Source organism: Janthinobacterium breve (genome assembly GCF_051380895.1).
Taxonomy (GTDB): Bacteria; Pseudomonadota; Gammaproteobacteria; order Burkholderiales; family Burkholderiaceae_D; genus Janthinobacterium.
Map to the genome: position 1 here is coordinate 412211 of NZ_JBNYXY010000008.1, position 25526 is coordinate 437736.

16 protein-coding genes and 3 tRNA genes are annotated in these 25526 nt (G+C 61.0%); 14 read left to right on the forward strand and 5 right to left on the reverse strand.

Annotated features, from left to right (window positions below; all coding sequences use genetic code 11):
* Window positions 1-15 precede the first annotated feature (15 nt).
* Entirely contained in the window at window positions 16-897 is an 882-nt protein-coding gene (gene hpnC, locus ACQ4W0_RS18335) for a squalene synthase HpnC (RefSeq protein WP_436578035.1), read from the reverse strand.
* Between the two features lie 293 nt (window positions 898-1190).
* On the opposite strand from hpnC, the gene ACQ4W0_RS18340 reads away from it, so the two are divergent.
* The 3 genes from ACQ4W0_RS18340 to ACQ4W0_RS18350 all read left to right on the forward strand — a co-directional run bounded on the left by ACQ4W0_RS18340 (window position 1191) and on the right by ACQ4W0_RS18350 (window position 5706).
* Window positions 1191-2354, forward strand: coding sequence for an efflux RND transporter periplasmic adaptor subunit (locus tag ACQ4W0_RS18340; protein WP_436578036.1), 1164 nt, complete (start codon window positions 1191-1193; stop codon window positions 2352-2354).
* Window positions 2351-5449, forward strand: a complete 3099-nt coding sequence (locus tag ACQ4W0_RS18345; protein WP_436578037.1) for an efflux RND transporter permease subunit — start codon at window positions 2351-2353, stop codon at window positions 5447-5449. The genes ACQ4W0_RS18340 and ACQ4W0_RS18345 overlap by 4 nt, the downstream gene beginning before the upstream one ends.
* A 174-nt stretch (window positions 5450-5623) precedes the next feature.
* Window positions 5624-5706: transfer RNA gene (locus tag ACQ4W0_RS18350), tRNA-Leu, on the forward strand.
* Between the two features lie 46 nt (window positions 5707-5752).
* Here the strand turns inward: ACQ4W0_RS18350 and ACQ4W0_RS18355 are convergent.
* On the reverse strand, window positions 5753-6184 hold the full coding sequence (locus ACQ4W0_RS18355; RefSeq protein WP_436578038.1) for a hypothetical protein: 432 nt from the start codon (window positions 6182-6184) through the stop codon (window positions 5753-5755).
* Window positions 6185-6431: 247 nt separating this feature from the next.
* On the opposite strand from ACQ4W0_RS18355, the gene tig reads away from it, so the two are divergent.
* From tig to ACQ4W0_RS18395, 8 genes are all read left to right on the forward strand, one after another.
* Entirely contained in the window at window positions 6432-7772 is a 1341-nt protein-coding gene (gene tig / locus ACQ4W0_RS18360; RefSeq protein ID WP_436578039.1) for a trigger factor, read from the forward strand.
* A gap of 82 nt (window positions 7773-7854) precedes the next feature.
* Complete coding sequence (gene clpP / locus ACQ4W0_RS18365) at window positions 7855-8472, forward strand: ATP-dependent Clp endopeptidase proteolytic subunit ClpP (protein WP_373629889.1); 618 nt, start codon at window positions 7855-7857, stop codon at window positions 8470-8472.
* A 360-nt stretch (window positions 8473-8832) separates the two neighbouring features.
* Window positions 8833-10101 carry an ATP-dependent Clp protease ATP-binding subunit ClpX gene (clpX, locus tag ACQ4W0_RS18370; protein ID WP_010398446.1) on the forward strand — a complete coding sequence of 423 codons (1269 nt, stop codon included), beginning with the start codon at window positions 8833-8835 and terminating at the stop codon, window positions 10099-10101.
* Between the two features lie 273 nt (window positions 10102-10374).
* Entirely contained in the window at window positions 10375-12786 is a 2412-nt protein-coding gene (lon, locus tag ACQ4W0_RS18375; protein WP_436578040.1) for an endopeptidase La, read from the forward strand.
* 204 nt (window positions 12787-12990) lie between these two features.
* Window positions 12991-13263, forward strand: coding sequence for an HU family DNA-binding protein (locus ACQ4W0_RS18380; protein ID WP_010398442.1), 273 nt, complete (start codon window positions 12991-12993; stop codon window positions 13261-13263).
* A gap of 125 nt (window positions 13264-13388) precedes the next feature.
* Window positions 13389-13465, forward strand: a tRNA-Asp gene (locus ACQ4W0_RS18385).
* Window positions 13466-13482: 17 nt separating this feature from the next.
* Window positions 13483-13559, forward strand: a tRNA-Asp gene (locus tag ACQ4W0_RS18390).
* Window positions 13560-13981: 422 nt separating this feature from the next.
* The gene (locus ACQ4W0_RS18395; RefSeq protein WP_436578041.1) at window positions 13982-15904 is read left to right on the forward strand and encodes a SurA N-terminal domain-containing protein; all 1923 of its coding nucleotides are present in this window, start codon (window positions 13982-13984) and stop codon (window positions 15902-15904) included.
* An 80-nt stretch (window positions 15905-15984) separates the two neighbouring features.
* On the opposite strand, the gene ACQ4W0_RS18400 is transcribed toward ACQ4W0_RS18395, so the two are convergent.
* Window positions 15985-16674 (reverse strand): arylesterase, encoded by a 690-nt coding sequence (locus ACQ4W0_RS18400; protein WP_436578042.1) that lies wholly within the window; start codon window positions 16672-16674, stop codon window positions 15985-15987.
* A gap of 103 nt (window positions 16675-16777) precedes the next feature.
* On the opposite strand from ACQ4W0_RS18400, the gene ACQ4W0_RS18405 reads away from it, so the two are divergent.
* Window positions 16778-17425, forward strand: coding sequence for an ABC transporter ATP-binding protein (locus ACQ4W0_RS18405; protein WP_070301963.1), 648 nt, complete (start codon window positions 16778-16780; stop codon window positions 17423-17425).
* 8 nt (window positions 17426-17433) lie between these two features.
* Here the strand turns inward: ACQ4W0_RS18405 and ACQ4W0_RS18410 are convergent, their stop codons facing one another.
* Window positions 17434-18978 carry an NAD(P)H-hydrate dehydratase gene (locus tag ACQ4W0_RS18410; RefSeq protein ID WP_436578043.1) on the reverse strand — a complete coding sequence of 515 codons (1545 nt, stop codon included), beginning with the start codon at window positions 18976-18978 and terminating at the stop codon, window positions 17434-17436.
* A gap of 143 nt (window positions 18979-19121) precedes the next feature.
* On the opposite strand from ACQ4W0_RS18410, the gene ACQ4W0_RS18415 reads away from it, so the two are divergent.
* A complete protein-coding gene (locus ACQ4W0_RS18415) occupies window positions 19122-22694 on the forward strand; it encodes a hydantoinase B/oxoprolinase family protein (protein ID WP_436578044.1) in 3573 nt (1190 codons plus the stop codon).
* Here the strand turns inward: ACQ4W0_RS18415 and ACQ4W0_RS18420 are convergent.
* Window positions 22676-23623, reverse strand: coding sequence for an AraC family transcriptional regulator (locus ACQ4W0_RS18420; protein WP_436578045.1), 948 nt, complete (start codon window positions 23621-23623; stop codon window positions 22676-22678). The genes ACQ4W0_RS18415 and ACQ4W0_RS18420 overlap by 19 nt on opposite strands.
* Window positions 23624-23802: 179 nt before the next feature.
* On the opposite strand from ACQ4W0_RS18420, the gene ACQ4W0_RS18425 reads away from it, so the two are divergent.
* The gene (locus ACQ4W0_RS18425) at window positions 23803-24849 is read left to right on the forward strand and encodes an NAD(P)-dependent alcohol dehydrogenase (RefSeq protein ID WP_102121980.1); all 1047 of its coding nucleotides are present in this window, start codon (window positions 23803-23805) and stop codon (window positions 24847-24849) included.
* Window positions 24850-25526: the final 677 nt, after the last annotated feature.

Sequence of the window (25526 nt, forward strand, 5' to 3'; positions counted from 1 at the left end):
CGCTATTCTATCGTCTTACAGAGTGGGCGACGGGGGAAAAGCCGTTTTTACTTGTGTCTCTTGATGCAGGCTTTTGCGCGACATGCGCAGGGCGCGCCAGAAAATGATCAGCCAGTCGCGTTTCTCCAGCTTGGGGCGGCGCCGGAAGACGTCGTAATTGACGGCTTCGATGGCTTCGAGGATGCGCAAGCCCCCTTGCACCACGAGACGCAGTTCCCAGCCGATGCGCCCGCGCAAACGCAGGGCCAGCGGCGCGCCGGACAGCATCAGGGCGCGCGTGCGGGCCACTTCAAAGCGCATCAGGGCGCTCCACTTGCCATGCGCCTCGGGCCGCTCGAAGGCGGCGGCGGAGACGGCAAAGCGGCTCAAGTCTTCCATCGGCAGGTAGATGCGCTCTTTTTGCTGGTCGATGGCGACGTCTTGCAGGAAATTAATTAGTTGCAAAGCTGAACATATCGCATCGGAATCGCGTACATTCTGTTCATCGGCTGCACCGTACAGGTGCAGCATCAGCAGCCCTACGGGGTTGGCGGAGCGGGCACAGTAGTCGAGCAGGTCGTCGTAACTGGCATAGCGCGTCGTTTGCACATCTTGCTTGAAGGCCGACAACAGATCGTAAAACGGCTTCAGCGGCAGCTGGAATTTGGCGATGACGGCGGCCAGGCGTTCGAACATGGCGGCGTTCTCGCCGGCATGGCCTTCCTGGCGGGCTATGCGACCCAGCGCCTCTTCGTAGGCGTGCAGAGCGGCCAGGCGTTCGGCCGGCGTGGCGTCGCCTTCATCGGCCAGGTCGTCGGCGCTGCGGGCGAAGGCATAGATGGCTTCGACGGCGGGCACCAGGCGGCGCGGCAGCAGGAATGATGCAACAGGGAAATTTTCGTAATGGTCTACAGGCATTGAACACGCTTCTTTAGTCTTGCAGTTTTGTCCGGCACCCTGCCAGTGCAGGAGGATTGCCGAACGTTGTATGTCTCAAGATTAATGACGCAAAAGTCACTAAAAACTTTTACGCACGATTATAATTAATAACCAGAAAGTCATTAGGCGAAAAACACTCTCCGCCATGACCAAGCTGATATTGTCACAAATTTAAGGATATCGCGTGCGAAAAAATTTGGCTTATCCCGATCGGCAAGCAAAAAGTTTCTCCGCATAAAAATATTACAGCCCGCATAGTAAAGGAAAATACCTTGTTTGCCCTGAAAACCCTGCGCCGCGAGACCGGCGCATCTGCACTTCCTGCCCTGCGGCTGATCGCCGCCGCCGCCCTGGCGCTGACCCTGGCGGCCTGTTCCAAGCCTGCCGTCAAAGTGGAAGACGTGCGCCCCGTGCGCGCGATGGTGTTGTCTAGCAGTAATGTTGACGTGAGTGCCGAACTGGCGGGCGAGGTCGTGCCCCGCGTGGTGTCGCAGCTGGGTTTCCGCGTGGGCGGCAAGATCGTCGCGCGCAAGGTCGATGTGGGCGCCAGCGTGAAGAAAGGGCAAGTGCTGATGCAGCTCGATCCGGCCGACTTGCAGCTGTCGCAGGCGCAGGCCAAGGCCTCGCTGGTCAGCGCGGAAACGAACCGCGACCTGGCGCGCGCCGAACTGAAGCGTTATCAGGATTTGCGCGAGAAAAATTTTGTCAGCCAGGCTGTGCTCGATGGCAAGGATGCCACGTACAAGGCGGCGCAGGCGAATGTGGAAGCGGCCCAGGCCCTGTACCGGGGCCAGGCGAACCAGTCCGCTTATGCCAGCTTGCTGGCCGACGTCGATGGCGTCGTCACGCGCATCGAGGCCGAAGTGGGACAGGTGGTCGCGCCTGGCACGCCCGTGGTGCAAGTGGCCAGGAGCGGCGAGAAGGAAGTCGTGATCGGCATTCCCGAAGATAAGGTGGAAACCTTGCGCGGCGTCAAGGATGTGGTGGTGCGCCTGTGGGCCGACCCGAAGCAGGGCTTGCCGGGCAAGATACGCGAAGTGTCGCCCGTGGCCGATGCCGCCACGCGCACCTACCTGGCCAAGGTCAGCATCCCGGACGCGCCGCAAGCGCGCCTGGGCATGACGGCCGTGGTGCAGTTTGCCTCGCAGACGGCCACGCCGCAGATCAAGGTGCCGCTGACGGCCCTGTTCAATGAAAAGTCGCAAAGCTCCGTGTGGGTGGTGGAAAACGGCGCCGTGAAGCTGGTGCCGGTGACGGTGGGCGGCGTGGCGGGCAATGAGTTGCTGCTGACCTCGGGCGTGAAAGCGGGGCAGACGGTGGTCACGGCCGGCGTCAACCTGCTCAAGCCTGGCCAGAAAGTGTCCATCCTTGGCGCCGAACTGGCCAGCAAGGCTGATGTCGCCGCTGCCGCAATCAGCGTGGGTGCGGCCAAATGAAGGGCGGTTTCAATCTGTCGCGCTGGGCCCTCGAACACATCCCGCTGACGCGCTACCTGATGGCCGTGCTGCTGATCGGCGGCATGCTCAGCTATGCCAGCCTGGGCCAGGATGAAGATCCCCCGTTTACTTTCCGCGCCATGGTCTTGCAAGCGTACTGGCCGGGCGCCACGGCGCTGCAGATGGCTGAGCAGGTGACGGACAAGCTGGAAAAGAAGCTGCAGGAAACGCCCTACATCAATGAAATCACCAGTTATTCGAAGCCCGGTGAAACATTGATCTTGCTGGAGCTGCGCGAATCGGCGCCGCCCAAGGAAACGGCTGCCGCCTGGTACCAGGTGCGCAAGAAAATCGGCGACATCAAGGGCACCTTGCCGGCCGGCGTGGTGGGCCCGTTCTTCAATGACGAGTTCGGCGACACCTATGGCTCCATCTTCGCCCTGTCCGGCGACGGTTTTACCTATGCGGAAATGAAGGATTACGCAGACAAGGTGCGCCAGGAACTGCTGGCCGTGGGGCAAGTATCGAAGGTGGAGCTGTTTGGCGTGCAAGACGAAAAGATCAATATCATCTTTTCGCACAAGAAATTCGCCCAATTGGGCATTCCTTTTGACGCCATCGTGCAGCAATTGTCCGAGCAAAACAGCATCAACGCCACGGGCGTGCTGGTGACGCCGACGGACAATCTGCAAGTGCGCGTGACGGGCGCCATGGTGACCGTCAAGGACCTGGAAAACCTGGAGCTGCGCGCCAACGGCACCACCTTCCGCCTCGGCGACTTTGCCACCGTGAAACGCGAATTTATCGATCCGCCGAAGGACAAGATGCGTTTCAATGGCAAGGAAGTGATCGGCCTGGGTGTGTCGATGGAGAAGGGCGGCAACATCATCGACAAGGGCAAGGCATTGCAAGCGACGGTTACGCGCATGAAGCGCGAATTGCCGGTCGGCATAGAGTTGCAGCGCGTGTCGAACCAGCCGGAAGCCGTGTCCGCTTCCGTGGGTGAATTCGTGCATACCCTGGTCGAAGCCATTTTGATCGTGCTGGCCGTCAGCTTTGTGGCGCTGGGCTTGCATACGAAACCGCTGCGCATCGACGTGCGGCCGGGCCTGGTGGTGGCGCTGACCATCCCGCTGGTGCTGGCCGTCACCTTCCTGTTCATGCGCCTGCTCGACATCGACTTGCACAAGATCTCGCTGGGCGCCCTGATCATCGCGCTGGGCTTGCTGGTCGATGATGCCATCATTGCCGTCGAGATGATGGTGCGCAAGATGGAAGAGGGCATGTCGCGTTTCGACGCCGCCACGTTTGCCTACACGTCGACGGCCATGCCCATGCTGACGGGCACCCTGATCACGGTGGCGGGCTTCTTGCCCATCGGCCTGGCCAAGTCGGCCGCCGGCGAATACACATTCTCCTTGTTCTCCGTGAATGCGCTGGCCCTGATCATCTCGTGGGTGGTGGCCGTCGTCTTCACCCCCTACATCGGCTATGTCTTGTTGAAGGTCAAGCCGCACGCGCACAACGACCATGAATTGTTCGACACGCCGAACTTCCGCCGCTTCCGCCGCGCCGTCACCTGGTGCGTGGAGTGGCGCAAGACGACGATCGCCGCCACCCTGGCCATCTTTGCGCTGGGCATTTACGGCTTTAATTTTATCGAAAAGCAATTCTTCCCCGATTCCAGCCGTCCGGAACTGATGGTGGAACTGTGGTCGCCCGAAGGCACGACCTTTGCCGCGAATGAAAAGCAGGTGAAGAAATTCGAGGCCTTCGTCAGCAAGCTCGACGGCGTGGACAGCGTGACCAGCTACGTGGGCACGGGCAGCCCCCGTTTCTACCTGCCGCTGGACCAGATCTTCCCGCAGACCAATGTGTCGCAAGTGGTGGTCTTGCCGAAGAGCCTGGCGGACCGCGAACGCTTGCGCCAGCAAATCGTCGATGTCTTCAAGAAGGATTTCCCGGAAGTGCGGGGCAGGGTAAAACTGTTGCCGAACGGGCCGCCCGTGCCGTATCCCGTGCAATTCCGTGTTACGGGACCGGAAGTGGCGGGCGTGCGCGCCATCGCCGACCAGGTCAAGGACATCATGCGCGCCAACCCGAACACCCTGGGCGTCAATGACAACTGGAATGAATCGGTGAAAGTACTGCGCCTGGACCTGGACCAGGACAAGATGCGCGCGCTGGGCGTCACCTCGAAGACGGTGATGCAGGCGGCCAATACGATACTGTCGGGTACGGTCATCGGCCAGTTCCGCGAAGACAACAAGCTGATCGATATCCAGGTGCGCCAGCCGCTGGAAGAACGGGCGACGATTTCCGTGCTGAATGACACGAATATTCCGACGGCAACGGGCAAGTCCGTACCCATCTCGCAGCTGGCCCGTGCGCATTTCGTGTGGGAACCGGGCGTAGTCTGGCGCGACAAGCGCGAATGGGCCATTACCGTGCAATCGGACGTGGTCGACGGCATCCAGGGAGCCACCGTGTCAACGCAGCTGGCGCCGCAGCTCGACGCCTTGCGGGCCAAGATGCCGGACGGTTACCGCATCACCGTGAAGGGCGTGGCGGCCGACAGCGGCGAGGCGGAAGCGTCGATCGCGACCAACTTGCCGCTGGCCATCTTCATCATCTTCACCTTGCTGATGTTGCAACTGCACAGTTTCTCGCGTTCCCTGCTGGTGTTCCTGACGGGCCCGCTGGGCGTGGCGGGCGCTGCATTTGCCTTGCTGCTGCTGCACCGTCCGCTGGGCTTCGTGGCCAACCTGGGCGTCATCGCGCTGTTCGGCATGATCATCCGCAACTCGGTGATCCTCGTCGACCAGATCGAGCAAGACATCAAGGATGGCTCAGCCCCATGGGATGCCATCATCGACTCGGCCGTGCGCCGCTGCCGCCCCATCGTGCTGACGGCCGCCGCGGCAGCGCTGGCCATGATTCCCCTGTCGCGCTCCGTCTTCTGGGGCCCGATGGCCGTGGCCATCATGGGCGGCCTGATCCTGGCGACGGCGTTGACTTTACTGTTCCTGCCGGCCCTGTATGCGGCCTGGTTCCGGGTCAAGAAGCCGGCGCCGGTGACCGCAAAAGAAGGCTAGGAGCCGTCGCCAAGGTGCAGTCATAAAAAAGGCGGCATTCCTCTGGGAAATCCAGTAGAATGCCGCCTTTGCTTTACCGAGGGCTTGCTCTAGCAGTCCATGGTAGCCAGATCGTTCCCGAGTTGTTAAAATCAGGAGCGGCAGGTGTGTAGCCTGCGACAAGTAGTACAAAATGCGGATGTGGTGGAATTGGTAGACACGCTGGTCTTAGAAGCCAGTGCTTCGGCTTGGGAGTTCGAGTCTCCCCATCCGCACCAATCCGGGTTGTTCCAGCCCGGAGGTGCAGCACCATCAAGTTGTTCTTCAGCCTCGTTGCAAACGTCTTTCCTGTTTTTCTGTTGCCATTCCTGTCTTTCCGTCATTCGGCATGCCTTTGTTTGTGCCATTTTTTTGCCTGAGATCGTGCGGCAGGGCAGGGCACGGACGGAGATTTGCCTGGAAAATGGCCAAATTGAGGTAAATCAAAGGTTTTTTGGCTGAAATCTTCGCTGTGAGCGCATTTCTTTGTTTCGGACGGAGCGACAGTTCGCATATACTAATGAACGAAGCAGGCTGGAAAGCCTGTCTCTGGCGAAATAAAGAATGCCGGGGCAAGAGTAAAGACAGGGCAACCCAGGCTGTAGCGATTCGTTCGCCGCCGCTGGCATCCTCTGTGGCCGGGCTGCAAAGCCAGCCACTTTCCCGAAGTCCTTTGTTATAATGCCACGCTTTACCGAATGATGGCCGGCCTTGCATTTACTTGGAAGCAAGGCTGGACGCTCGGAGCCCTGTCGCAGTACTGGAAGCGGCGGATTGTTTGGTGCCTGGTGCGGGTTTTCCCTCAGCCGGGTAGACCAGGTCCATCGTCCTGTTTTCCAGTGCTTTTACAGATGAATATGCGAGCGAGTGAAGCTGGACCCATGTCTTGCCGCCAGTGATGGCGCAAGGGGTCGGGTCTTCTTTTCTCGCACCAACAGTGTTTATTTTTTGGACGATTTTTTACATGGCAACTGCAGTCGAAACCTTGGGCAAACTCGAACGTCGTATCACGATCTCCTTCCCGCTGACGGACGTCCGCACGGAAGTTGAGAAGCGCCTGAAAGTGCAAGCCCGTACGGCTAAGGCACCGGGCTTCCGTCCGGGCAAAGTGCCGTTGAAAATGGTCGCAGCACAATACGGCTACCAAATTGAATCGGAAGTGCTGAACGACAAAGTCGGCCGCGCGTTCAACGACGCCGCCAACGAAAACAATCTGCGCGTGGCCGGTTTCCCGAACATCGTGCCGAAAGAAGAAGCAGCCGAAGGCCAGCTGGCTTTCGACGCGACCTTCGAAGTGTATCCGGAAGTGGCCATCGGCGACCTGACGGCTGTTGAAATCGAAACCGTGCAAGCCGACGTGTCGGAAGCCGAAATCGACAAGACCATCGACATCCTGCGCAAGCAGCGCGTGCACTTCCACACCAAGGGCGAAGCTGGCGAACACGGCGACGGCGGTGAGTCGATCGCTGCCAACGGCGACCGCGTGACGGTCGACTTCGTCGGTGCTATCGACGGCGTTGAATTCCCAGGCGGCAAAGCTGAAGGCTACGCTTTCGTGCTGGGCGAAGGCCGCATGCTGCCAGAATTCGAAGCAGCGACCCTGGGCCTGAAAGTGGGCGAAGCTAAGACTTTCCCATTGTCGTTCCCAGAGGACTACCATGGCAAGGACGTCGCCGGCAAAACCGCTTCGTTCACCATCACCCTGCAAAAGCTGGAATGGGCGCACCTGCCGGAAGTCGATGCTGAATTCGCAAAGTCCTTGGGCGTTGCCGATGGCGACCTGGCCAAAATGCGCGAAGACATCAAAGTTAACCTGCAACGCGAAGTCGCTGGCCGCGTGAAAGCACGCAACAAGGAAGCCGTCATGGACGCGCTGATCAAAGTTGCTGAGCTGGAAGTGCCAAAAACGCTGATCGCTCAGGATTCCGAGCGCCTGGCCGAAATGACCCGCCAGGACATGGCGCAGCGCGGCATGAACGTCAAGGACGTGCCTTTCCCAGCAGAACTGTTCGCAGAAAAAGCCGAGCGTCGCGTACGCCTGGGCCTGATCCTGTCGCAACTGGTGGGCGACAACAACCTGCAGGCAACGCCTGAGCAAGTCAAGGCGCAAATCGAAGATTTCGCTCAAAGCTACGAAGATCCACGCGAAGTGCTGAAGTACTACTACAGCGACCGTCGTCGTCTGGGTGAGATCGAAGCCCTTGTATTGGAAGAAAACGTCGTCACTTACGTGTTGGGCCTGTCGAAAGTCACGACGAAAGCAGTTGCTTTCGACGAACTGATGGGAAGCAACGCACAAGCGTAAACCAGTTGGTATTCGGATGCCGCGCCAGCCGCGAGGCGAGGGCGGCGTCCCAACTGCTTCACAAGGAAATGAAATGACAGGTATGAACCGTAATCCAGCGCTGGACACAGAGATGCTCGGCCTGGTGCCGATGGTGGTGGAACAAAGCGGTCGCGGCGAGCGCTCGTATGATATTTACTCGCGCCTGCTGAAGGAACGCTTGATTTTCATGGTCGGCCCGGTCAATGACCAGATGGCCAACCTGGTTGTCGCCCAGCTGCTGTTCCTGGAAAGCGAAAATCCGGAAAAGGAAATCTCGCTCTACATCAACTCGCCAGGTGGTTCGGTCTCGGCCGGCATGGCCATCTACGACACCATGCAGTTCATCAAGCCGGACGTCTCGACCCTGTGCACGGGCATGGCTGCCTCGATGGGCGCTTTCCTGCTGGCAGCTGGCGCCAAGGGCAAGCGTTTCTCGCTGCCGAACTCGCGCATCATGATTCACCAGCCGTCCGGTGGTTCGCAAGGCATGGCGTCCGACATCGAGATCCAGGCAAGGGAAATCCTTTACCTGCGTACCCGCTTGAACGGCATCATGGCCGAGCGCACGGGCCAGTCGATCGAACAGATCGCCAAGGATACCGACCGCGACCGTTTCATGTCCGCCGACGAGGCCGTTGAGTATGGTTTGATCGACAAAGTGTTGACCAGCCGCGCTTGATGAGCCCCTACCGGTATTGCAGGAGCCTATCTTGGTAGGGAGCGTCTGTAGCAGGTCGCTCTTCGGGAGTGCGGACAAGGCGCGAGGAGGACGCATGGTAATCCATGCTACGACGAGCAACGCCGTCCCCGCTTCTGAGGGGCTGCCTGATACGGATGTATTCATCTACCGGGATAGGCTCCACGTTCGTAAGTAAACGCCCGGGCGATCAAACGTTCGGGCGTTTCGCTTTTATTTCGGGTAGCATGGAGCTTGTGCAGGTTGTTGACTTGCGCCATGGGTGGCTGTCTTTCGGGCAACTACCGCACTCCGGCTTGCGATTTTGCAATATTGTTAATGCAGTTCCAACCAAAATGCCTTATGTCAGACAAAAAATCCTCTAGCGGCGAAAAATTACTGTATTGCTCGTTCTGCGGCAAAAGCCAGCACGAGGTGAAGAAACTCATCGCCGGCCCGTCCGTGTTTATTTGCGACGAGTGCATCGACCTGTGCAACGACATCATCCGTGATGAAACGTCGAGCATCGAGACGGTGACCGGTACCAAATCCGACCTGCCGACGCCGCAAGAAATTGCTGCCTTGCTCGATCAGTACGTGATCGGCCAGCAGACTGCCAAGCGCATCCTGTCGGTGGCGGTGTACAACCATTACAAGCGCCTCAAGCACCTGGGCAAGAAAGACGACATCGAACTGGCCAAGAGCAACATCTTGCTGGTCGGTCCTACCGGCTCGGGCAAGACCCTGCTGGCACAGACCCTGGCGCGCATGCTCAACGTGCCGTTCGTGATCGCCGACGCCACCACCCTGACCGAAGCCGGTTACGTGGGTGAGGACGTGGAAAACATCATCCAGAAGCTGCTGCAAAGCTGCAACTATGACGTCGAGAAAGCCCAGCGCGGCATCGTCTACATCGATGAAATCGACAAGATTTCGCGCAAGTCCGACAATCCGTCCATCACGCGCGACGTGTCGGGCGAGGGCGTGCAGCAAGCCTTGCTGAAACTCATCGAAGGCACGATGGCTTCCGTGCCGCCACAAGGCGGTCGCAAACATCCGAACCAGGATTTCGTGCAGATCGACACGACCAACATCATGTTCATCTGCGGCGGCGCCTTTGACGGCCTGTCGAAAGTGATCGCCAACCGTTCCGAAAAGAGCGGCATCGGCTTCTCGGCCACGGTGCGCAGCAAGTCGCAAAGCTCGGCCAGCGAACTGATGCTGCAAGCGGAACCGGAAGATCTGGTCAAGTTCGGCCTGATCCCGGAACTGGTGGGCCGTCTGCCCGTCATCGCCACCTTGGCGGAATTGACGGAAGAGGCGTTGATCCAGATCCTCGTCGAGCCGAAGAATGCGCTGATCAAGCAGTATTCGAAGCTGCTCGAGATGGAAGGCGCGGAACTGGAGATTCGTCCGGCCGCCCTGCATGCGATCGCCAAGAAGGCGCTGGCGCGCAAGACCGGCGCCCGTGGCCTGCGTTCCATCCTGGAACATGCTTTGCTGGACGTCATGTACGAACTGCCGAGCGAACAAAATGTGGTGAAAGTCGTCATCGACGAAAATACCATCACCAGTGGTGCCAAACCTTTGTTGATTTATCAAGAGACTGCCAAGGCCTCCGGAGAAAATTGAAAACTGCCGAGACAAATGCATAAAAAGGGTTTTGATTCCTTAATGCATGGCAGTACAATTTAAATCAATGAGTGCAGGCTTCAATCGTAAAGCCACTCGCGGCGCTTAGCTGCGCGTGGCTTTTTTACTGTTAAAACTGCATTTGTTACAGTCATGCGGGTGTGTTTTGCGAAATAGACTCTATGTTTGTTTCACAGAATTATTTATTCTCGCCGGTCTTGTGTTTTGGCAGCGAGCGCCAACATCGTAAACACGCTTTCTATAAGGTACGCCATGACAACTTCCAAATTAACTGAGCAAACTCAACTGCCGTTATTGCCGCTGCGGGATGTCGTCGTTTTCCCGCATATGGTGATACCGCTGTTCGTTGGCCGTCCAAAGTCGATCAAGGCGCTGGAAGCTGCGATGGAGCAGGGCAAGAGCATCATGCTTGCCGCTCAAAAAGCAGCCGCGAAGGACGAGCCGTCCCCTTCGGATATTTATGAAATTGGCTGTGTCGCCAATATTCTGCAAATGCTGAAGCTGCCCGATGGCACCGTCAAGGTGCTGGTCGAAGGCGCGCAGCGTGCCCGTATCAACCACATCAGCGATTCGCCGACGCACTTCATCGCCGACCTGACGCCGCTCGAGTCCGAGCCGGGCGACGAGTCGGAAGTCGAAGCCATGCGCCGCGCGATCGTGCAGCAGTTCGACCAGTACGTCAAACTGAACAAAAAGATTCCACCGGAAATCCTCGCGTCCCTGTCGGGCATCGACGATGCCGGCCGCCTGGCCGACACGGTGGCTGCGCATCTGCCCCTGAAACTTGAGCAAAAACAAGTCATCCTGGAAATTTTCAGCGTGGCCAAGCGCCTCGAACACCTGCTGGGCCAGCTCGAAGGCGAGCTCGACATCCTGCAAGTGGAAAAGCGCATCCGTGGTCGCGTCAAGCGGCAGATGGAAAAGTCGCAGCGCGAGTATTACCTGAACGAGCAAGTCAAGGCGATCCAGAAAGAACTGGGCGAGGGCGAAGATGGTGCCGACCTCGACGAGCTGGAGAAAAAAGTCGCTTCGGCCAAGATGCCGAAGGAAGCGCTCGACAAGGCCACCAACGAGTTGAAAAAGCTCAAGCTGATGTCGCCGATGTCGGCCGAAGCCACCGTCGTGCGCAATTACATCGACACCCTGGTCAACTTGCCTTGGAAAAAGAAATCCAAGGTCAATAATGACCTGACGAATGCGGAAAAAGTGCTCGAGGGCGACCACTACGGCCTCGACAAGGTCAAGGAACGCATCCTGGAATACCTCGCAGTGCAACAGCGCGTCGACAAGCTCAAAGCGCCTATCCTGTGCTTCGTCGGTCCTCCGGGCGTGGGCAAGACTTCGCTGGGCCAGTCCATCGCCCGCGCAACGAACCGCAAGTTCGTGCGCATGGCCCTGGGCGGCGTGCGTGACGAAGCCGAGATCCGCGGCCACCGCCGTACCTACATCGGCTCGATGCCTGGCAAGATCTTGCAATCGCTGGCGAAAGTCGGCGTGCGCAATCCGCTGTTCCTGCTCGATGAAGTCGACAAGATGGGCGCCGATTTCCGTGGCGATCCGTCGTCGGCCCTGCTGGAAGTGCTGGATCCGGAGCAGAACCACACGTTCTCCGACCATTACATCGAAGTCGATTTCGACTTGTCCGACGTGATGTTCGTGGCCACGTCGAACTCGTACAACATTCCGCCAGCCTTGCTTGACCGCATGGAAGTGATCCGTCTGTCCGGTTACACGGAAGATGAAAAGACCAGCATCGCGCAGCGTTATTTGCTGCCGAAGCAGATCAAGAACAATGGCTTGAAGGAAGACGAAATCTCGGTGGCCGAGTCGGCCTTGCGCGACATCATCCGCTACTACACGCGGGAAGCCGGTGTGCGTTCGCTCGAGCGTGAAGTGTCGAAGATCTGCCGCAAGGTGGTCAAGATGCTGCTGCTGAAGAAATCCGACAAGAAAGTCATCGTCAACTCGAAGAACCTGGATAAATTCCTCGGTGTGCGCCGCTATGATTTCGGTGTCGCAGAGAAAGAAAACCAGGTGGGCCAGGTGGTCGGTCTGGCATGGACGGAAGTGGGCGGCGATCTGCTGACCATCGAAGCCGTGTCGATGCCGGGCAAGGGCGGCATCATCCGCACGGGTACCCTGGGCGACGTCATGAAAGAGTCGATCGAGGCAGCCCGCACGGTGGTGCGCAGCCGGGCGCAGCGCCTGGGCATCAAGGCGGACGTGTTCGAGAAGAGCGACATCCACATCCACGTGCCGGAAGGCGCGACACCGAAGGACGGTCCTTCGGCTGGCGCGGCCATGACGGTGGCCATGGTATCGGTCTTCACGGGCATCCCCGTGCGTGCCGACGTGGCGATGACGGGCGAGATCACCTTGCGCGGCGAAGTGTTGCCGATTGGCGGCCTGAAAGAAAAGCTGCTGGCAGCCCATCGCGGCGGCATCAAGACGGTCCTGATTCCAGAGCAAAATGTGAAAGACCTGGCCGAAATTCCGGACAACGTCAAGAACAAGCTGGAGATCGTGCCGGTGCGCTGGATCGACAAAGTGCTGGAAATCGCCCTCGAACGCATGCCTGAACCGTTGGTGGAAGTCGCTGCCGTGGAGGCTGTCACGGCCGCCGCAGCCAAGCCTGACGCGGCTGGCGAGGTAGTAAAACACTAACGTTTTACCCCTGTTTTCCCCAAACAAGCGCTTTTAGAGCGCTTGTTTTATATTGAAACGTGAATTGCGCCCCCAAAGCGCTTGACACATATACAGTGTGGCTTGTTTAATACGCCTGCACATTTTTTTCGCCGGACAGCTGTGGTGCCAAAAGTGCCGCAACGATACGGTAAACGTTTTATACCTTTGTAATTGGGGATGCTAGTGAACAAGACTGAATTGATCGACCACATTGCTGAAAAAGCTGACATTTCCAAAGCCGCCGCTGCGCGCGCACTCGACGCTGTTATCGGCGGCGTGACGGAAACTTTGAAAAACAACGACAGCGTGACGCTGGTTGGTTTTGGCACTTTCTCGGTCAGCGAACGCGCTGAGCGTACCGGCCGCAATCCGCGTACCAAAGAAGCGATCACGATCGAAGCTGCAAAAGTTCCAAAATTTAAAGCTGGTAAAGCTTTGAAGGATGCTGTAAACTAACGGACTTCGGTGAGGTGACAATCACCGGAAACATTTGGCGGCGCCTCCGGGTGCCGCGATTTCAGGGTTGAAGTTCTTCGAATCGCAACCCTGGATGCAAATGCAAGTAGTACTGTGTATTTTTCGGAGTGGTAGTTCAGTTGGTTAGAATGCCGGCCTGTCACGTCGGAGGTCGCGGGTTCGAGTCCCGTCCGCTCCGCCAAAAAAATACGCTCTTAAGGAGTGGTAGTTCAGTTGGTTAGAATACCGGCCTGTCACGTCGGGGGTCGCGGGTTCGAGTCCCGTCCGCTCCGCCAGAATATAGAAACCCGCGCTGCTGAATAAGTAGCGCGGGTTTTTCTTTTATGCGTCCGATTATCTCCAGGCGCTTCCATTTTGAAATTCCCGCATGCCGTTTTGAATCAAACGCAGGGCCATTTAAATCCGCTTTAAGCTTCACCGGGTTTAATGCCGAGGCTGGCGCCTTGCCGGCATGGCTGCGCGGCGCGCGGCACCGGGGCAGGGCGCGTGCCCTGATTTACTCTTGCTATAGCGCTATGGGCATTGTAGAATCAGGAGATAATGGCTTGGGCGTCAGAATCCTGCTTTAGTTCCAGCGCCAAGTTGTTGAATCTAAAGGGGAAGTGGACATCTGTCCCGTCCATTCCGCCGCAGAAATCAAGGCGAACGCATGTTCGCCTTTTTTTATAGTGATCCACTCATCCCGAATTGGCTGACCATGTTTGAATTTATTCGTACCCATCGACGCTTGATGCAGTTTCTCTTGATGCTGGTCATCGTCCCGTCTTTTGCACTGGTCGGTATCAGCGGCTACCAAAGCTTCGGCGACGGCGCGAACACCATCGCCAAGGTCGGCGATCAGGTGGTCACGCAGCAGCAATATGAAGAAGCGCAACGCCAGCAGATCGACCGCTACCGCCAGATGATGGGCGAGCAGTTCGACCAGAAAATGTTTGACACGCCGGAAGCGCGCCAGAGCATCCTCGACAACCTGATCGCCGAGCGCGCCGTGGCTGCCGAAGTGGGCCGTAGCCACCTGGTCATCAGCGATGCCGTGCTGCAAAAGGAAGTGCTGGAAATTCCAGGCTTGACCTTGCCAGACGGTAAGTTCGACCTGGAACGCTACAAGTCCATGCTGGCCGCGCAAGGCATGACGCCGCAGATGTACGATGCGCGCCGCCGCAGCGACATGGCCCTGCAGCAACTGGCCGGCGCCGTGCAAGGCACCGCCTTCGCACCGAACACCGTCTCCAAGCGCCTGTCGGACATCACCTCGGAAGAGCGTGAAGTACAGGAACTGCTGTTGCCGATCGCCCAGTACGTGCCGGAAGTTAAAGTGACGGACGCCATGATCAAGGCTTTCTATGACAAGAACAGCAAGTTCTTCGAGATCCCGGAACAAGCCAAGATCGAATACGTCGTGCTGGACGACAGCGCTGCCGGCGAGCAAGTCGACGTCAGCGACGCCGACGTGACCGGCTACTACGCGAAGAACCAGAAAGCCTACACGACGGAAGAAGCGCGCCAGGCCAGCCACATCCTGGTGGCCGTCAAGAAAGACGCCTCGGCCGCCGACAAGGCAGCCGCCAAGGCCAAGGCTGAAGCGATCCTGGCTGACGTGCGCAAAACGCCTGCCAGCTTTGCTGCCGTGGCGAAAGCCAAGTCGGAAGACCCGGCCTCCGCCGAACAGGGCGGTGACTTGGGCGTGATCGGCAAGGATGGCTTGCCAGCACCACTGCTGAGCGCGGTAAGCAAGCTCAAGCAAGGCGAAATCAGCGATGTCGTCGCTTCCGATTTCGGCTACCACATCCTGACCGTCACCTCGCTCAAGCCACAACACGTCAAGGCACTCGATGAAGTGCGCGGCGAAATCACGGCCGACCTGCGCAAGCAATTTGCTGCCAAGAAATATTCGGAAATGGCCGAAACGTTCACCAACACGGTCTACGAGCAATCGGACAGCCTGAAACCGGTGGCTGACAAGCTGAAGCTGAAAGTGGAAACCGTCGCCAACCTGTCGCGCACGCCGTCGCCAGCACTGGGCAAGGCACCGTTCAACAATGCCAAGTTCCTGACCGCCATCTTCTCGAACGATTCCTTGAAGGACAAGCGCAACACGGAAGCCGTCACCGTCGCGCCGAACGTGCTGATCGCCGGCCGCGTGGTGGAGTTCAAGCCTGCCACGAAGCGTCCGCTGGCCGAAGTCGAAGCGATGATCCGTCAGCGCGTGACCCTGGAAGAAGCGGAAAAGCTGGCCAAGAAAGCGGGCGAGACCAAGCTGGCCGCCTTGAAGGCCTCGGGTGATGCGAGCGGTTTCGGCGCAGCACAATGGGTGTCGCGCAGCAAGCTCGACGGCATCAACCGTGGCGCCATCGCGCAAGTCATGAAAGCGGACACGAGCAAGCTGCCAGCCTACGTGGGCGTGGACCTGCCAGCCCTGGGTTATGGTATCTACCGTATCGCCAAGGTGCAGCAGCCGGCGCAAGTGGACGCAGCGCGCCGCCAGCAAGAGAAAGACCAGATCAGCGGCATCCTGGCACAACAGGAAATGTTCGATTACGTCGAGTATCTGAAATCGAAGGCCAAGGTGAAGATCGTCAAGCCGGTCAGCGCCCCAGCCGCCGCAGCGCCAGCACCGTAAGATTTAGTTTCCACGCATAAAAATAGCCGCTCTCGAGCGGCTATTTTTTTGTCTGCAGAATGTGCTGGCTTGGCGCAGGCTTACTTGGCTTTCAGCAACGGCGCCAATTGCGGCCAGATATTTTTCAAAATCGTCGGGTGCGCCTTTGCATTCGGGTGCATGCGGTCGGCCTGGAACAGTTGTGGCTGGTCGGCGATGCCTTCGAACATGAAGGGCACCAGCGGCGCCTTCCATTCCCTGGCCAGCTTGCCGTATATGCCATAAAACTGCTCGCCATAGGCGCGGCCATAGTTGGGCGGCATGCGCATGCCCACCAGCACCACTTGCGCGCCTGATTTTCTGGCCGCCTCGCCCATGGCGCGCAGATTCGCTTCGGTGGCCGCCAAGGGCAAGCCGCGCAAGCCGTCGTTGGCGCCCAGTTCGATCAGCACCACATTTGGCTGCTGTTTGGCCAGCAGCGCGGGCAGGCGCGCGCGGCCGCCGCTGGTGGTCTCGCCGCTGATGCTGGCGTTGATGACGCGCGTATCGTTCTTTTGCGCTGCCAGGCGCTGTTCCAGCAGCGCCACCCAGCCGGTGCCGCGCGCCAGGCCATACTCGGCCGAGAGGCTGTCGCCGAGCACCAGCAGCGTTTTTGGTGCAGAATAGGCGTTCGTCATGCTCGATACCAGCAGCAGGGCTGCCGCAGGAAGCAGGGACAGCGCGCGCCGCCGCATGCGGCTGTTGCCCTTGACACTTATTTGTTCACGAAATTTTTTAAGATAGATCAGCATGCCCGAATTCCCTAAAGCGACTTCCACCAGTTTTCTCCCGTCCGACGCAGCCGCCCAGCGGCCTGCTGCAAGCAAGAGTCATAACGGCCAACCTGCCATCGAAGTGGTCCAGCTGGCCAAGCGCGTACCCGATGCCGATGGTGAGCTGACCATCCTGCATCAAGTCGATTTTACCGTGCAAACGGCGGAGACGCTGGCCATCGTCGGCGCCTCCGGTTCCGGCAAGTCCACCTTACTGGGTTTGCTGGCCGGCCTGGATACGCCCAGCGAGGGCAAGGTCATCCTCGATGGCACCGATATCTTCGCCCTTGACGAAGACGGCCGTGCTGGTTTCCGCAAGGAAAAGCTGGGCTTCGTGTTCCAGTCCTTCCAGCTGCTGGCCCACCTGACGGCGCTGGAAAATGTCATGCTGCCACTGGAATTACGGGGCGACCCGGACGCGAAAGAGAAGGCGCAAGCCATGCTGGGCAGGGTGAACCTGGGTAGCCGCCTGAAACACTATCCGAAATACCTGTCCGGCGGCGAGCAGCAGCGCGTGGCCCTGGCCCGCGCGTTTGTGACGGAGCCGCCGCTGCTGTTCGCCGACGAGCCGACGGGCAGCCTGGACGCCGCCACCGGGGAGGCCGTGATCCAGCTGATGTTCGAGTTGAACCGTGAACGGGGCTCGACCCTGGTGCTGGTCACGCATGACAGTTCGATCGCGGCCCGTTGCGGCCGCACCATCACGATTGCGGCAGGGCGGCTGGTATAGCGTTTTAACTATGCCGACAAGGCATTGATCAGCTTGCGGATGGCCGGGATCAATTCGCCTGCCGTCAGGCCAATGGGGCCCTCGCCCGAGGCCACCAGAGCATCGGCCGCCGCGCCATGCAGCCAGACGGCGCCGATGGCCGCTTCCCATTCCGGCCAGCCCTGCGCCAGCAGGCTGCCGCACAGGCCGGACAGCACGTCGCCCGTGCCGGCAGTCGCCAGCGCGGGGCCGCCCGTGTTGTTGATGACGACCTGGCCATCTGGCGCGGCGATCACCGTGCCCGAACCTTTTAATACCACGATGACGCTCAGCTGCGTGGCCAGCTGGCGCGCCGCGCCCAGGCGGTCGGCCTGCACCTCGGCCACCGTCATGTCGAGCAAACGGGCCGCTTCCAGCGGATGGGGCGTTAAGATCGTCGCGCCCGCGCCCGTGCGCACGGCCAGCGCCGATTGCAGTTCCGGCTCGGCCGCCATCAGGTTCAGGGCGTCCGCGTCCAGCAGCAGCGGGCTGTCGCTCTCAAACGTCCGCTGCAGCAGTTCCACCGTATCGACGTCGTCGCCAAGGCCGGGACCGGCTACCAGCGCGGCAAAGTGCAGGCCCGAGAAATCCACGTCCTGCGCGCGGCGGCACATCAGTTCCGGCTGGCCGCTGTCAAACGCGGGCGGCGCGTCGGGAAAGGCGATAAACACTCGTCCCGCGCCCGCATGCAGGGCCGTGCGCGCCGCCAGGATGGGCGCGCCCGCCATGCCTTGCGCGCCGCCGATGATGGCGACGCTGCCGTAGCTGCCCTTGTGCGTGTTCTGGCGCCGTGGCTGCAACTGGCGGGCGAACAGGTGCAGGCCGCCCAGCTGGGCTTTGGCCGGCGGCAGCAGGGATGGATCGATGGCCAGCGCCGCCACTTCCACCTCGCCCGCATAGTCACGGCCGTTTGCCGTGTGCAGCCCCGGCTTGTCACCGATGAAGGTGAGCGTATGCGTGGCGCGGATGGCGACGCCGTCGATGGCGCCCGTGTCCGCATGCAGGCCGCTGGGTACGTCGAGCGCCAGCACGGGGCAGGCCAGCTTGTTGACCAGCTGCGCCACTTCGCGGCATTCACCGTCCAGCGGGCGCGACGCGCCGATGCCGAACAGGCCATCGATGACCAGGTGCCATGGCGCGGCGCCCACTGCGGCCGAGGCCATGGAGGTCGTCGCGTCCATGAGGCGGGCGGCGCTGTTGCGCGCGCGGCTCAGGGCCTGTTCGCGTTCGGGCGACGTGGCTTGCGCCTCGGGCGCCAGCCATATGAGCACCTCGGTGCCGCTGCCGGCCAGGTGCGCGGCCGCTTCCAGCGCATCGCCGCCGTTGTCGCCTGGGCCGGCCAGCACCAGTGCGCGCCGGTGGCCCGCGTCGCCGGCATCTTCCTGGGCGTGCAGCAGCTTGAGGGCGGCACTGGCCGCGGCCTGGCCCGCGCGCTGCATCAGCAACCCTTGCGGCAGGTCGCACATGGCCGCTTGTTCGATGGCGCGCAGTTCGGCGATGGAGTACAGCGGTGTTGCAGAGTCGATCAGGGGCATGGCGCGTGTTCCGTTAGTCAGCATGCCTTCAACATAAGGCCGAACCGGGTGAAAGGCAAGGCGCGCACGCCTGAAACGCGCGCCTGTTTGGCGGCTACAATAGCCATCTCATTAGGATCACACACAGGCACGGGGGCAGGACGATGGACTGGCAATTCTGGATCGACCGGGGCGGCACCTTTACGGACATCGTGGCGCGCCGTCCTGACGGCGGCCTGGCCACCTGCAAGCTGCTGTCGGAAAACCCGGGCCAGTACCGCGACGCGGCGCTGGCCGGCATGCGCCGGCTGATGGGGCTTGCGCCCGAAGCGCCGCTGCCCGTGGCGCAAGTGGGCGCCATCAAGATGGGCACGACGGTCGCGACCAACGCGCTGCTCGAACGCAAGGGCGAACCGACCGTGCTGGCCATCACACGCGGTTTTCGCGACGCCTTGCGCATCGCCTACCAGAACCGCCCGCAGCTGTTCGCACGCCAGATCGTCTTGCCGGAACTGCTGTATGGCGATGTGATCGAAATCAATGAACGCCTGGGCGCGCATGGCGAAGTGGTGGAGGCACTCGACGAGGCGGCCGCACGCGCGGCACTGGAACACGCGCATGCGCGCGGCGTGCGCGGCATCGCCATCGTGCTGATGCACGGCTACCGCTACCACGCGCACGAGGCGCGGGTGGCGCAGCTGGCGCGCGCGGCCGGTTTTACGCAGGTGTCCGTGTCGCACGAGGTCAGCCCCATGATGAAACTGGTGGCGCGCGGCGACACCACGGTGGTCGATGCTTATCTGTCGCCGATCTTGCGTCGCTATGTGGACCAGCTGGCGGCCGAACTGCCAGGCGTGCACCTGCAATTCATGCAATCGAACGGCGGTTTGACGGATGCGCGAGCCTTCCAGGGCAAGGACAGCATCTTGTCCGGCCCCGCCGGCGGCATCGTCGGCATGGTGCGCGCCAGCGCGCTGGCCGGTTTCGATAAAGTCATCGGCTTCGACATGGGCGGCACCTCGACGGATGTGTCGCACTACGCGGGCGAATTCGAGCGCGTATTCGAGACGCAGATCGCCGGCGTGCGCATGCGCGCGCCCATGATGAGCATCCACACGGTGGCGGCCGGCGGCGGCTCCATCCTGCATTTCGACGGCGCCCGCTACAAGGTGGGGCCGGACAGCGCGGGCGCCAACCCCGGCCCTGCCAGCTACCGACGCGGCGGCCCGCTGGCCGTCACCGACTGCAATGTCATGCTGGGCAAGCTGCAGCCCGCCTTCTTTCCCCGCGTTTTCGGTCCTGACGCCGATGAAGCGCTGGACGCGGCCACGGTGCGCGCCCAGTTCGCGGCGCTGGCGCGCACGGTGAACGCCACCCCGGAAGAGGTGGCCGAAGGCTATATCGCCATCGCCGTGGGCAATATGGCCAACGCCATCAAGCAGATTTCCGTGCAGCGGGGGCATGACGTTACCGAATATACCCTGACCAGCTTTGGCGGCGCGGGCGGCCAGCACGCCTGCCTGGTGGCCGATGCGCTGGGTATGCGCACGGTGTTCATCCACAGCCTGGCGGGCGTGATGTCGGCCTACGGTATGGGTCTGGCCGACCAGAGCGCCATGCGCGAACAGGCCATCGAAGCGATACTGGGCGTGGACCTGGAGGGCGATTTCGCGGCCCTGGACGACCTGGCGCGGGGCGATTTGCTGCGCCAGGGAGTGGCAGGGGAGCGCATCGCGCTGGTGCGGCGCGTACACCTGCGCTATGAGGGCACGGATTCGGCCCTCGTCGTGCTGTTCGATTCGCTGGCCGGCATGCAGGCGCAGTTCGAAACGGCGTATAAAAAGCGTTTTTCCTTTTTGATGCCGGCGCGCGCCTTGATGGTCGAAGCCATTTCCGTGGAAGCCATCGGCGCGTCCGATGCGCCGCAAGTGGCCACGCCGGCCTATGCGGCGCGCGCCGGCGCGCTGGCGCCAGTGCAAACGGTGGACATGTACTGCGCCGGAGCCTGGCGGCCAAGCGACCTGTATGCGGCGGCCAGCCTGCGCCCCGGTGATACGATAGACGGCCCGGCCATCGTCAGCGACGCCAACGCCACCACCGTCCTCGAACCTGGCTGGCGCGCGGAAGTCACCGCGCATGGCCATTTGATCTTGCGCAGGGTCGTGGCCTTGCCCGAGCGGCGCGCCATTGGCACCAATGCCGATCCCGTGATGCTGGAAATTTTCAATAATCTGTTCATGTCGATCGCCGAGCAGATGGGACTGCGCCTGCAAAATACGGCCCATTCCGTCAACATCAAGGAGCGGCTCGATTTCAGCTGCGCCATCTTCGATGCGCAAGGCCAGTTGATCGCGAATGCGCCACACATGCCCGTGCACCTGGGTTCCATGGGCGAGAGCATCCGCACCGTCATGACGCGCAATGCGGGCGCCATGCGGCCGGGCGACGTCTTCATGCTGAACGACCCGTATCACGGCGGCACGCATCTGCCCGACGTGACGGTTATTTCTCCTGTCTTCGATGAAGAGGGGACGGCCATCCTGTTCTACGTGGGTTCGCGCGGCCACCATGCGGACATCGGCGGCACCACGCCCGGTTCCATGCCGCCCGACTCCACGCGCATCGAGCAAGAGGGCGTGTTGATCGACAATTTCAAGCTGGTCGACGGCGCCACTGGCGTGATGCGCGAAGACGAGACTCTGGCCCTGCTGGCGGGTGCCAGCTGGCCCGCCCGCAATCCGCGGCAAAACCTGGCCGACCTGCGCGCCCAGGTGGCGGCCAACCAGAAGGGGGCCGAGGAACTACACAATATGGTCGCGCATTTCGGCTTGCCCGTCGTGCAAGCCTACATGGGCCACGTGCAGGACAACGCCGAGGAAGCCGTGCGCACGGTCATCACCACCCTGAAGGATGGCAGCTACACGCTGGACCTGGACAACGGCGCGCGCATCCAGGTGGCGATCAAGGTCGACGTGGCTGCACGCAGCGCCACCATCGACTTTACTGGGACTTCAAGCCAGCTGCCGAACAATTTCAACGCGCCGTCCGCCGTCTGCATGGCGGCCGTGCTGTACGTGTTCCGCACCCTGGTCGATGACGACATTCCGCTGAACGCGGGCTGCCTGAAGCCTTTGACTGTGATCATCCCGTCCGGCTCCATGCTCAATCCGCAGTATCCGGCCTCTGTCGTCTCGGGCAATGTGGAAACCTCGACCTGCATCACGAACGCCCTGTATGGCGCGCTGGGGGCCATGGCCGCTTCTCAGGGCACGATGAACAATTTCACGTTTGGCAGCGCCAAATACCAGTACTACGAGACGATATCGGGCGGCTCGGGCGCCGGCCCCGGCTTCGACGGCACGGACGTGGTGCAGACGAACATGACCAATTCACGCCTGACGGACCCGGAAATTCTGGAGTGGCGTTTCCCCGTACGGCTTGACAGCTACAGCATCCGCGCAGGTTCGGGCGGGGCGGGGCGCTGGCATGGCGGCAATGGTGGCGTGCGCCGGGTGCGCTTTTTGGAACCCATGACGGCGGCGATTTTGTCGAACAACCGTATCCATCCTCCTTTCGGCATGGATGGCGGTGCGCCGGGCGCGCTGGGGCGCAATTATGTGGAGCGGGTGGACGGCACGGTCGAGCGCCTGGCGCATATCGGCAAGACCGACATGCAGCCAGGCGACGTGTTCGTGATCGAGACGCCGGGTGGTGGCGGCTACGGCAAGTTGGAATAGGCCGTGCCGGCGCCGGCGTTGGCACCGCTGAGGTGCGCGCGCACCTGGCCCACGTCGCGCATGGGCGCGCGGCCGAACTGGCGGCTGTATTCGCGGCTGAACTGCGATTCGCTGGCGTAGCCGACGCGGTAGCCGGCCGTGCCCGCGTCGATTTGCTCGACCAGCATCAAGCGCCGCGCTTCCTGCAGGCGCAGCAGCTTCTGGTACTGCATCGGCGTCATGGCGGTGATCGCCTTGAAGTGGTGGTGCAGCGACGACATGCTCATGTTCGCCATGCCGGCCAGTTGCTCGATGCGCAGCGGCTGCGCGTAATGGTGCTTGATCCAGTCGATGGCTTGCCCCACCTGGTGCGACTGGCTACTGGCTAGCGCCATGTGGCGCAGGCGCGCGCCGACAGGACCGTTCAGCAGGCGGTAGGTCAGCTCGCGGCGGATCAGGGGCGCCAGCGCGGCGATTTCCCCCGGTTTGTCCAGCAGGTGCACGAGGCGCAGCATGGCGTCGAGCAGCTCGGGCGAGACGTCGCTGACGGAAATGCCGCGCGTGGCGGGGAGAATTTTTTGCTGCGCCCCATTGTCACTGTCACTGTCGAGCAGCGCCGCCACGTCGGCGATGTCGATGCCCAGCACCACGCACAGGTGCGGCTGCTGCTCGCTCGCTTCGGCCACGCGCACCTGCACCGGCAAGTCTACGGAGGTCAGCAGGTACTGCATGCGGCTGTAATGGAAGGTTTCCGTGCCCAGGGTGACGTCCTTCGCCCCTTGCGCGATGATGGCCACGCTGGGGCGCGCTGCATGGAACAGCGATTCGGTGACCGACGACTGGCGGTGGAAGGTAAGGTTGCCGATGGACGTCGCGTAGTCGCCATTGCGCGGCGCGTGGCGGCTGATCAGGGTGGCGATTTCATCTTGCGGGAGGATCTGTGTGGACATGGGGCGAGTATGCGTCAGGCGAGGAAGGGCAGGGCTTGATCTTACGCAGATTTGGAGGATCGTGCAAAGGTCTTGCAGGATCGCGGTAACGGCGGGCTGGCTTCTCAGGCACACTTGTGCAATCGCATGCACGGCACGCGTCCCCCCCTCGTTACACACCTATAGATACAGGAGTTTTCATGACCACCATCGCCAAAGGCTACGCCGCACTGGGCCCCACCTCCGCACTGCAACCGTTTACGTTCGAGCGCCGCGCCCCGCGCGAAGACGACGTGGCCATCTCGATCAAATACTGTGGCGTGTGCCATTCCGACATCCACCAGGCGCGCGACGAATGGGGCGGCGCCGCCTTCCCGATGGTGCCCGGCCATGAAATCGCCGGCGTCGTCACGGCCGTTGGCGCCAACGTCAGCAAGTTCAAGGTGGGCGACCATGTGGGCGTGGGCTGCTTCGTCGATTCCTGCACCACCTGCAAGACGCGCAACGTGGACCTGGAACAATACATGCCAGGCCTGATCCAGACCTACAACGGCCTGGAGGCGGATGGCAAGACGGCCACGCAGGGCGGCTACTCGGACAGCATCGTCGTCAAGGAAGGCTATGTGCTGTCGATACCCGACAACCTGCCGCTGGACGCCGCCGCCCCGCTGCTGTGCGCCGGCATCACCCTGTATTCGCCGCTGAACCACTGGAAAGCCGGCCCTGGCAAGCAAGTCGCTATCCTGGGCATGGGTGGCCTGGGTCACATGGGCGTCAAGATTGCCCACGCCATGGGCGCCGAAGTGACGGTGCTGAGCCAGACACTGTCGAAGCGCGAAGACGGGCTGCGTCTGGGCGCCGACCATTACTACGCCACCAACGACGCGGAAACCTTCAGCAAGCTGGCCGGCACGTTTGACCTGATCATCTGCACCGTGGGTGCCTCCATCGACTGGAACCAGTACATCAACCTGCTGAAAGTCGATGGCAGCATGGTCATCGTCGGCATCCCGGACGGCGCCGTGCCGCCGATCAGCGCCTTCGGCCTGGTGGGCGCGCGCCGCAGCCTGTCCGGCTCCATGATCGGCTCGATCAAGGAAACCCAGGAAATGCTGGATTTCTGCGGCAAGCACAATATCGTGTCCGACATCGAGATCATCCGCATCCAGGATATCAATGAGGCGTTTGAGCGTGTAGTGAAGAGCGATGTGCGCTATCGTTTCGTCATCGACATGGCCTCTTTGTAACACCCGAGAGTAGCCCAGGGCGTTGTTGTCGCGTCTCGCCCTGGGCGTTTTTCGGGCGTTCCGGCGGCGCATGCTTCAAGTCAAACCCGACATGCCGCCGCCGCATCCACTATCCCATCGCGCCAAAAATCAAGCACGAACACGGCCCGCAAGTGTGACGCGCCCTGATCCTGCGTCTTCTGGAGCAGCAGCGTACCCAGGGCCGCATCGCGCCCGATACCTCGTTTTCCAACCTGTCGCAGATTCTGTTTGACGCTGTTTTTTCGCACCTGACAACGCGCACCATCATGCAGGGGCAGGGCGGCAGCGCCGCCACGTTCCGGCCATTGATTGCGGAACTGATCGTGATGGTGGTGGCGCGAGTCGCGCGCAGGGCGGATTAAGCCCCAATAGCGGCTGACAAATTTTCATTGTGCGTCACTGAACCGTGGCCGAGCGCCTTTCGGCGACGGTGTGCTGAAGGTGAGCAACGAAAAGGAAGCAGAGCCCGCCAGGCAGCATTGCTTTAGCCATAGCATCAGTTCAGCTCACCATCCCGTCGCTGATCGCCGTGTCCGTCCGCTTTCGCCCCAAAGCAGACCTTCGCTTCAGGCCGTCGCTGACTACATTTCAGCCATCGCCTTAACGCGTTTGATAACGCCAAGAAGTTCCGTATCACACGGATCACCTGTGAACTC